Origin of the sequence: Vibrio sp. Vb1755 (genome assembly GCF_033338635.1) — a bacterium.
Lineage (GTDB): Bacteria > Pseudomonadota > Gammaproteobacteria > Enterobacterales > Vibrionaceae > Vibrio > Vibrio alginolyticus.
In genome coordinates this window covers 1-1,006 of record NZ_JAWOTA010000395.1, presented here as the reverse complement: position 1 = coordinate 1,006, position 1,006 = coordinate 1, and the positions used below count along the sequence as shown (strand labels likewise).

Genomic DNA, 1,006 nt, shown 5'->3' with positions numbered 1-1,006 from the left:
CGAGCGGTCATTACTATGGCTTAGGTCTCAGGCTACTCTTTTGGTGTTGTGAACGCACCGTACAAATCGAGGCGTCGATGGCGTAAGTTCGTTACCGAGCCTTCGGTGTTGAGCTGTTTCAGCTTGGTTAAGTCAACATCGGCAAAGATGATCATTTCCGTATTCGCACTGGCTTCCGTCAATGTGGCGTCGTGGGGGAAATAAATGTCTGAAGGTGAGAACACCGCTGATTGAGCATATTGAATGTCCACGTTGTCCACGCGCGGTAAGTTGCCGACACTGCCGCCAATCGCTACATAACACTCGTTTTCGATCGCGCGAGATTGAGAACAGATCCGCACACGTTGATAGCCGTTTTTGGTATCGGTCCAGAATGGCACAAAGATAATTTGCGCACCTTGTTCGGCGAGCATACGACCCAACTCAGGGAACTCGCTGTCGTAACAAATCAGAATGCCGACCTTACCAGCATCGGTTTCGAACACTTGTACATTATCACCGCCATCAATTACCCAGTCTTTTTGTTCGTGTGGCGTGATGTGGATTTTGTACTGAGCGTTAATTTCCCCATCGCGTTGCAGTAAGTACGCTACGTTGTAGAGCTTGCCATCTTCGATGAGCGGCATACTGCCAGCAATGATGTTGATGTTGTAAGTGACCGCCATTTGCGAGAAACGGTTTTTGATCTCTTCTGTAAAGCTAGCAAGAAAGCGAATAGCTTCAACTGAGTTTTGATCGTTTTGCAATCCCATCAACGGAGCATTGAAGAACTCAGGAAACAAAGCAAAGTCGGCTTTGTAGTTGGCCAGAGAGGAGATAAAAAACTCGGCTTGATCGAGCAAGTCTTCCAAATCGTTCATCGCGCGCATTTGCCATTGCACCACGCCAATACGAATCAAGGTTTTCTCAATGTCGTGAACGGATTGAATGTCTTCCTCGTAGAAAAAATTATCCCACTCTAGCAACGTGGCGTAGCCTTTTGAGGCGTTATCTTCTGGCAAATAGC

General features: G+C 47.4%; 1 protein-coding gene. It reads right to left on the bottom strand.

The features are described 5' to 3' along the window. Positions 1-32 precede the first annotated feature (32 nt). On the bottom strand, positions 33-1,006 hold a 974-nt coding region (locus tag R7E00_RS25385; RefSeq protein ID WP_318124960.1), incomplete at its 5' end, for a carbon-nitrogen hydrolase family protein.